General features: G+C 70.6%; 9 protein-coding genes. 2 read left to right on the top strand and 7 right to left on the bottom strand.

What is annotated here, in order from left to right; translation table 11 throughout:
* On the bottom strand, nucleotides 1-618 hold a 618-nt coding region (locus tag ABD254_RS03490; RefSeq protein ID WP_344245700.1), incomplete at its 3' end, for an SDR family NAD(P)-dependent oxidoreductase.
* Complete coding sequence (gene kduI / locus ABD254_RS03495) at nucleotides 615-1,433, bottom strand: 5-dehydro-4-deoxy-D-glucuronate isomerase (RefSeq protein WP_344245702.1); 819 nt, start codon at nucleotides 1,431-1,433, stop codon at nucleotides 615-617. The genes ABD254_RS03490 and kduI, both read right to left, overlap by 4 nt.
* Nucleotides 1,434-1,608: 175 nt before the next feature.
* On the opposite strand from kduI, the gene ABD254_RS03500 reads away from it, so the two are divergent.
* Nucleotides 1,609-2,409, top strand: coding sequence for an IclR family transcriptional regulator (locus ABD254_RS03500; RefSeq protein ID WP_344245704.1), 801 nt, complete (start codon nucleotides 1,609-1,611; stop codon nucleotides 2,407-2,409).
* Nucleotides 2,410-2,596: 187 nt separating this feature from the next.
* Here the strand turns inward: ABD254_RS03500 and ABD254_RS03505 are convergent, their stop codons facing one another.
* The 5 genes from ABD254_RS03505 to ABD254_RS03525 all read right to left on the bottom strand — a co-directional run bounded on the left by ABD254_RS03505 (nucleotide 2,597) and on the right by ABD254_RS03525 (nucleotide 6,915).
* The gene (locus ABD254_RS03505; RefSeq protein ID WP_344245706.1) at nucleotides 2,597-3,835 is read right to left on the bottom strand and encodes a dihydrofolate reductase family protein; all 1,239 of its coding nucleotides are present in this window, start codon (nucleotides 3,833-3,835) and stop codon (nucleotides 2,597-2,599) included.
* A gap of 124 nt (nucleotides 3,836-3,959) precedes the next feature.
* Nucleotides 3,960-4,556: a hypothetical protein gene (locus ABD254_RS03510; protein WP_344245708.1), complete on the bottom strand. Its 597-nt coding sequence runs from the start codon at nucleotides 4,554-4,556 to the stop codon at nucleotides 3,960-3,962.
* Between the two features lie 121 nt (nucleotides 4,557-4,677).
* The gene (locus ABD254_RS03515; RefSeq protein ID WP_344245710.1) at nucleotides 4,678-5,292 is read right to left on the bottom strand and encodes a response regulator; all 615 of its coding nucleotides are present in this window, start codon (nucleotides 5,290-5,292) and stop codon (nucleotides 4,678-4,680) included.
* The gene (locus ABD254_RS03520; protein WP_344245712.1) at nucleotides 5,289-6,398 is read right to left on the bottom strand and encodes a sensor histidine kinase; all 1,110 of its coding nucleotides are present in this window, start codon (nucleotides 6,396-6,398) and stop codon (nucleotides 5,289-5,291) included. Before ABD254_RS03520 ends, ABD254_RS03515 begins: the two co-directional genes overlap by 4 nt.
* A 79-nt stretch (nucleotides 6,399-6,477) precedes the next feature.
* The gene (locus tag ABD254_RS03525) at nucleotides 6,478-6,915 is read right to left on the bottom strand and encodes a hypothetical protein (protein WP_344245714.1); all 438 of its coding nucleotides are present in this window, start codon (nucleotides 6,913-6,915) and stop codon (nucleotides 6,478-6,480) included.
* Nucleotides 6,916-7,012: 97 nt separating this feature from the next.
* On the opposite strand from ABD254_RS03525, the gene ABD254_RS03530 reads away from it, so the two are divergent.
* Nucleotides 7,013-7,199 (top strand): TetR family transcriptional regulator (locus ABD254_RS03530; RefSeq protein WP_344245716.1); only part of this gene is annotated, 187 nt, incomplete at its 3' end.

Genomic DNA, 7,199 nt, shown 5'->3' on the forward strand with positions numbered 1-7,199 from the left:
GACCATGTAGCCCGGCGCGATGGCGTTGACCTGGACGCCATGGGGCCCCCACTCGTTGGCCAGCGCCTTGGTCACCCCCGAGACACCGTGCTTGCTGGCGGCGTACGACACGACGCGCATGCCGCCCTGGAAGGACAGCAGGCTGGCGATGCTGACGATCTTGCCGTGGCCTCGTTCGACCATCGGCCGACCGAGCTGCTGCGTGAGGAAGAAGAGCCCGTTGAGGTTGACGTCGAGCACCCGCTGCCAGGAGTCACGGCTCACGACGACGGAGTCCTCCCGGTCGATGATCCCGGCGTTGTTGATCACGATGTCGACCTGGCGCGAGCCGTTGAGCTCGGCGCTGACCCGCTCGACCGCGTCGGCGTCGCTCACGTCGAGGTCGACGACGTCGACCTCGACACCGAGCTCGGCGACCTTGTCGCGGGTGGCGTCCTGGTGGCCCCGTCGGCCGAGCAGGACCACGTCCGCCCCCGCTCGGGCGAGGCCGAGCGCGACCGCCTGGCCGAGGCCACGGCCCGCACCGGTCACCACCGCGCACCTGCCCCGCAGGTCGAAGGGCGAGCGAGCCTCGGTGCTCGGCTCCGTGGTCGGCTCGGTCGTCGCGGTGGTCGTCACAGGTCGTCCACCGCCACGGGGCTCAGGTCGGTGTAGGAGTTGTTCTCGCCGGCCATCGCCCAGATGAAGGCGTACGACCCGGTGCCGGCTCCGGCGTGGATCGACCACGGCGGGGAGATGACGGCCTCGCGGTTCCGGACGACGAGGTGGCGGGTGGCGCCCGGCTGGCCCATGAAGTGGAAGATGCGGTCCTGCTCGTCGAGGTCGACGTAGCAGTAGACCTCGGTGCGGCGGTCGTGGAGGTGCGGCGGGACCGTGTTCCAGACCGACCCGCTGGCGACGACGGTCACGCCGAACTGGAGGACGGACGTCTCCAGCTCCTGCCCCCAGGCGTAGCGGAAGAGGTTGCGCTCGTTGGCGGCCTCGGCCGAGCCGAGCGAGACGGGCTCCACCTCGCCGTGGCTGAGCGCCTGGGTCGGGTAGGTCGCGTGGGCCGGGGCGGACACGAAGTAGAAGGCCGCCTCGGCGCCGGTGAACGACACCTCGTTGCCCCTGCCGACGAAGAGGCCGTCGAGGTGGTCGAGCTCGAACTTCTCGCCGCCGACGAGGACGTGACCGGCGCCGCCGACGTTGATGATGCCGAGCTCACGACGCTCGAGGTGGGACTCCGTGCCGAGCACCTCGCTCCAGGCCGGCAGGTCGACCTGGCCGGTACCGGGCACGGCTCCGCCGATCACCATCCGGTCGTCGTGGGTGTACGTGCCCCGGACCTCTCCGCTCACGAAGAGGTCTGCGACGAGGAAGCTCTCGCGCAGGTCCGCAGTTGTTGCCGTCTCCGCGCTGGTCGGAGATGTCGAGTATCGAACCTGGATCACGCAGCCACCCCTCGGTCTATGAACTGTGTTCGTCTATGTGAACTCATCGCACGATAGACGTGATGCTGCTCACCGGTCAAGGGGTCGAAGTCTGTCCATGTATGCGAACTCGGGGTAGTGTCGAATCACCCCGGGTTGGCCCCGGTGCCCCGAGCAGGTCCAGAGGAGAGCGTTCATGCAGCAGAAGGAGCTCCAGAGGGAGACGACCGGCGCCAACGGCGCCGGCCCGGTCAAGTCCGCGGCCCGCGCCCTGGACCTGCTGGACGAGATCGCGGCGGGCGGCCCCGGAACCCAGCTGCAGCTCTCGATGCGCCTCAACATCCCCAAGAGCAGCCTTCACGCGCTGCTGCGGACCATGACCGATCGAAGCTGGCTGCAGACCGACCCCACCGGGAGCGTCTACCAGCTCGGCATCCACTCGCTCGTCGTGAGCTCGGCCTACCTCGACGGCGACCCGGTGCTGGCCCGTGCCGCGTCCGTGCTCGACGAGGTGGCCGCCGTCACCGAGGAGACGGTCCATCTCGGACGCCTCGACGGGGCCGACGTCATCTACACCGCCAAGCGCGAGTCGGTCCACCCGCTGCGCATGCACTCCGCCGTCGGGCGCCGGCTGCCGGCCTACGCCACCTCGTTGGGGCGCGCCCTGATCGCCGAGATGCCGGTCGAGTCGCGGCGCGACCTGGTGCCGGAGTCGATCTCCGCGATCACGCCGCACACGACCACCGACAAGGAGGCCGTGCTCGAGATCATCGACCGCGCGGCCTACCAGGGCTACGCCACCGAGAGCGAGGAGTCGTGCATGGGCGTGCGCTGCTTCGGCGTGACGCTCCCGTTCGGCCACCGCGCCGTGGACGCCATGAGCGTCGCGGTGCCGATCAGCCGGCTCGGCGACGGGCGCGAGGACCTCATCATCGAGACCCTGCTCAGCGTCAAGGCTCGGCTGGCGGCCGTGCACGACAACAGCCTCGTGCGGTGAGCGCGGCCGGCAGATGCAGTCATCATCGCCTCCTGCTGACCGTGAACCCTGGCTTCGATCGTGCCCCCAGGCTCAGGCCTGGCACCGTCGATGCCGTTCATGCCTCCATGGACCGGCGTCCCGGGATCGCGTGCCGCGCTACTGCGTCTCCCCCTGGATCGGGGGCTTGTTCCCCACCGCGATCCCCTCACTCCCAGTCCTCGACGCTCCCCGTCGCGTACTGCGGCCTCCCAGCAGGCATGTAGGTCTGGATGGTGATGCCTCGCGACGTGGTCCGCGAGCTGATGAGCTCGAGCGCGATGTCGGGACCGGATGCGGGGAAGAGCCGGGTGCCCTGGCCGATGACGACGGGGTAGGTGAGCAGGTCGATCTGGTCGACCAGGCCACACGCGAGGAGCCATCGGACGAGCCTGCCGCTACCCGGCACCAGCAGGTCGCCGTCCCGCCGTTCCTTCAGATCGCGGACAGCCGCTGCGACGTCGTCGCGCAGAACGGTCGTGCCCGCCCATCCCGGGTCCGTGAGGCTGGCCGAGGCGACGTACTTGGGCCGGTTGTTCAGCGCGTCGGCGACGGGGTTCGCTCTCGGGTCGGCCACGGCCCCCCACGAGCCGGCGAAGATCTCGTACGTCCGCCGGCCGAACAGAAAGGCAGTCGCACTCCCGTAGACCCGGTTGAGGTACTCCTCGGCTGCGGCGTCGACGAGTGGTATCGCCCAGCCGCCGCGGTCGAAGCCCTCGCTGCGGTCCTCGTCGGGTCCGCCCAGTCCCTGCATCACGCCGTCCACGGAGACGTTGGTCGTCGTCGTCAATCTCATGGTCATGATCCTTTCCGTCCGTCCGAGCCCTCCGTCAGAAGGAGATGTCACCTGACGACGCGGTAGGTCAGGTGCGTGACCCCCCGGGTTGGCGGCGACCGAGGTGCACTCGAGCTCGATCGCATCGGGCAGCCCGCGGAAGAACGGGATCCCGCCGCCGAGCAGCACCGGGACCAGGTCGATCACGATCTCGTCCAGCAGCCCGAGCCTCAACGCCTCGGTGGTCGTCGCCCCGGCCGCGACCTTGACGTCCCTGCCGGCTTCGGAGGCGACCGCCGTCGCCTTCCGGATCGCCGAGGCGAGCCCGTCGGTGACGACGGTCTGGCCCTGCGCGGCGTCGGGGATCGGGTCGCGGCTGATGACGAACAGCGGAGCGCCGGGCTGCATGCTCCCGCCGCCCCACCGGTCGGCGTGCTCGTAGGTGTTCCGTCCCGAGACCACCGCACCGGTCCGGACGCTGTCGTACTCGATCACGGCCCGGTTCGGTGAGCCGGGGTCGTTGAGCCAGTCGAAGATCCGGAACCCGTCGCCGAGTCCGTGGCCGGCCCGCGCTCCGCGGCCCGAGACGTACCCGTCGACCGAGGCGGACAGCATGGTGAACACGAGCGTCATGATCGAGCCCTTCCGACAGGAGCACCGCCGACGCCGGCGGGGGTACTGCCGATCTCGCGGCACCCTGGGTCGATGCGGCACGTGCACGGCGGTGAGCCGAGCCTTCCTCTTCCCTCGTCGCTCCTCACGGCAGCGCGTTCCAGGCAGTCAGGAGCAAGGCCGTCCCCAGGCCGAGGTCGAGCACGAAGCACGCCTCCGCGAGCGAGCGAGGGACCGCCTTGTCGCGGACGAGGTGGGCCACGTCCCAGGCGGCGTGCCCCATCGAAGCGGCCGCTGCCAGGAGCGCGGCCAGCATGGGCCCGGACATCATCGCGATCAGGGCAAGACCGCTGAAGCCCACGAATCCGGCCGACTGCCGGACGAGCTCGCGGCGATCGACACCGGAACGGCGAAGGAATCCGAAGACGCCGAACCCGACGCCCATGACCAGCAGCGTGGTGGTCGGGTCGAGTCCGGTGACCTTGGCGACGGTGACGGCGAGGCTGGCGACCGCCACCATCACCCAGCCGCTGCGGCGGGAGCCGAGCGCGGTGGCCGCGAGGTAGCACGTCGCGGCCAGGATGATGATCATCGCCGTGACGTGGGAATCCACCCCGCCCGCGAGGTTGACGAGCAGGGCAAGCAGGCCGACGACGGAGGGCCACCGGGCGAGCAGGGGGCCGACGACACCGGCGCGATCGTGACGATGCCCGGTCTCGGGGCTGGATGCTGGCTGGCTCATGCCTGAAGCGTCGACCCGGGACCCGCATGCCCGACCCGTGCGATCCGTCACGACTTCCTCGTGCGCACCGACCAGCAGCGGGAACGCCATCGCGTGTGCCGTCGTGACCACTTGGTGATCCTCAGAGCCAGCCGTTCTCCTGTGCGATCCGGTAGGCATCGGAGCGCGAGTCGCCGCCGAGCTTGTGCGTGATGGCGGCGAGGTAGTTGCGAACCGTTCCGTGCGACAGGTACAAGGCTCGGGCCACGTCTCGGACCGGCCGGTCCGCACGGGCCGTCTGGAGCACCTCGGTCTCGCGCGGCGACAGTGGCGACGGCGGAGCTGTGAGCGCGTCCGCGGCCAGTACCGGATCGACATAGCGCTGTCCCTCATGGACTCGCCGGACGACGTCTGCCAGCGCAGTACCGGGTGCTCCCTTCGCGAGGAACCCGCGTGCGCCCGAGGCCAGCGCGTGGCGCAGCACATGGGGCCGACCGTGGCCCGTCAGGATCACCCCGGCGCACTCGGGCAGGGCGACTGCGAGCTCGGCGATCACCCCCAGCCCGTCCAGGACCGGCATCTGCAGGTCGAGGACGGCCACGGCCGGGCGGTGCGCCAACGCCCCCTCGAGGGCGCGGCGGCCGTCCCCAGCGACGGCGACCACCTCGATGTCGGGCTCGCGATCGAGCAGGCCGACCAGCGCTACCCGGACCAGTTCGTCATCCTCGGCGATCAGGACTCGGATGGTGGCAGTCATCGTGCAGCATCTCGATCGTGTGCGTGCTCGACCCTGAGCTCGAACCGGCCGCGGTCGTCGGGGCCCGCGATCAGCCGCAGGCCTGCAGCCGCACACCGCGCCGACAGCGACGCGAGGCCGGTGCCGCCGGAGTCGTCGGCCCGCAGGGGCCCGGCGGGGCGCAGTCCGTCGTTCACGATGGCCAGCCTTGCCGCCGGGCCCGCTGTGGTGAGCGCGATCGAGACGGTCCGGGCGTCGCTGTGGCGCAGGATGTTCGTGACGGCCTCGCGGACGACCGCCGCGAAGAGGGTCGATTCCGCCTGCGGGATCTCTGCCATGATCGCGTCACCCGTGTCGATGGTGGCCGCCTTCCCCGCGGCGGTGAGCACCAGTTCTGCCGCGGTGAGCTGCGCGCTCAGGTCGGCCACCGTGTCGCCGTGAACCGCCCGCCGAGCCTCGGCGAGCGTCTCGAACGCGAGCTCACGGATCGCGTCGCTCTGTGCGCCCGATCGTGCCGGGTCGCGGACGGCGAGATCCGCTGCGAGCTCGGCCTTGAGCGCGATGATCCCGAGGCGGTGTCCGAGCACGTCGTGCAGCTCGCGGCTGACCCGCAGGCGCTCCTCGGCGACGACGAGCGCCGACTCGGCATCGCGACCGGCTTGCGCCGCCCACAGCAGCCGCAGGAGCCACACGAGCACCTGACCCATCCCCCACACGACCACGGCACAACCGAGCGCGGTCAGGAGGTTGCCGGAGACCGAGCCGTCGAAGGCGATCCCGCCGCCGGCCGCCGCCGCGCCCAGCGTGATCGCTGTGGCGATCCCGGCCCGCCATGTGACCAGAGCACTGGCGGCAATCACGAATCCCGCCAGCCACGCCCACGGGAGCTCGCCGGGCTCGGCCCACGAGTACGCCGGCATCCACAGCGCGAACGAGGCCAGGACCAGCGACCCGACGGACCCCAGCCTCTGGCCGCTGGAGGGCGTGACGCGCACGGCGACCCACAGCACGACGACCACCGCCGCGCCCAGCACGGACAGACCCAGGACCAGAAGCGCAGCGAACGGCGCCGAGGGGGGTGCCGTCAGAGATGCCGGGATGATCAGGGCCCACGCGAAGGTGGCCATCAGCAGGCCGAGCACCGTCAGCCGCGGACTCAGCCGGGCCGCAGTCGCAGACCTCACCGTCGCGCCGGGCTCGTGGACGTCATCGCGCCGCGGCATTCTCGAGCCGATCATCCTGGCGGCTGCGGACCTGCCCGGACCCGCGATGCGCGTGCAGGTAGTGATCGCGGCGCGCCAGCATGGCCCCGAGCATCGTGAGGAACATCAGCACGTGCCCGGCCGTGGAGAGCGTGTCGACGGTGATGAGGCCGGCCGCGAGCGGCGCGAGCAGCACCATGAACGGTGCAAGCATGGCCACGGACATCTCCCCGATCATCCGCGGGCCGTGGCGGCGTATCGCCATCCACGCGGCCATGCCGATCGTCATGTTGGCCGCCATCACCAACGTGTCGGCCGCCGGGTGGTCGCCCAGCCCGGGCCAGATCATTCCCCACGGCCAGGCGAGCACGAACATCCCGGCCAGCATCGCCGCCACCATCTCGACGTAGTGGCCGACGAACCTGAAGATCTGTCGCTTCATGACGCCCTCACCTTCGAGTAAACGCGAGGTTCCTCGCGTCAGCGACGCTACGCCGGGTCGATCGCTAACGCAAGGCTCTTCGCGATAGCATCCAGGCATGAACCAGGGACGAACCATGCAGCGACCCGGGGGGCGAACGGCGCGCGTGCGCTCCGCGGTCCACGCGGCGGTGCTCGAGCTGATCGAGAAGCACCCGTGGGAGGACCTCAGCATCCCGCTGGTGGCCGAGGCGTCAGGTGTGCACCAGGCCACGATCTACCGGCGCTGGGGCACGATGTCCGCCT

The sequence above is a fragment of the Isoptericola hypogeus genome, from assembly GCF_039531145.1.
Lineage (GTDB): Bacteria > Actinomycetota > Actinomycetes > Actinomycetales > Cellulomonadaceae > Isoptericola > Isoptericola hypogeus.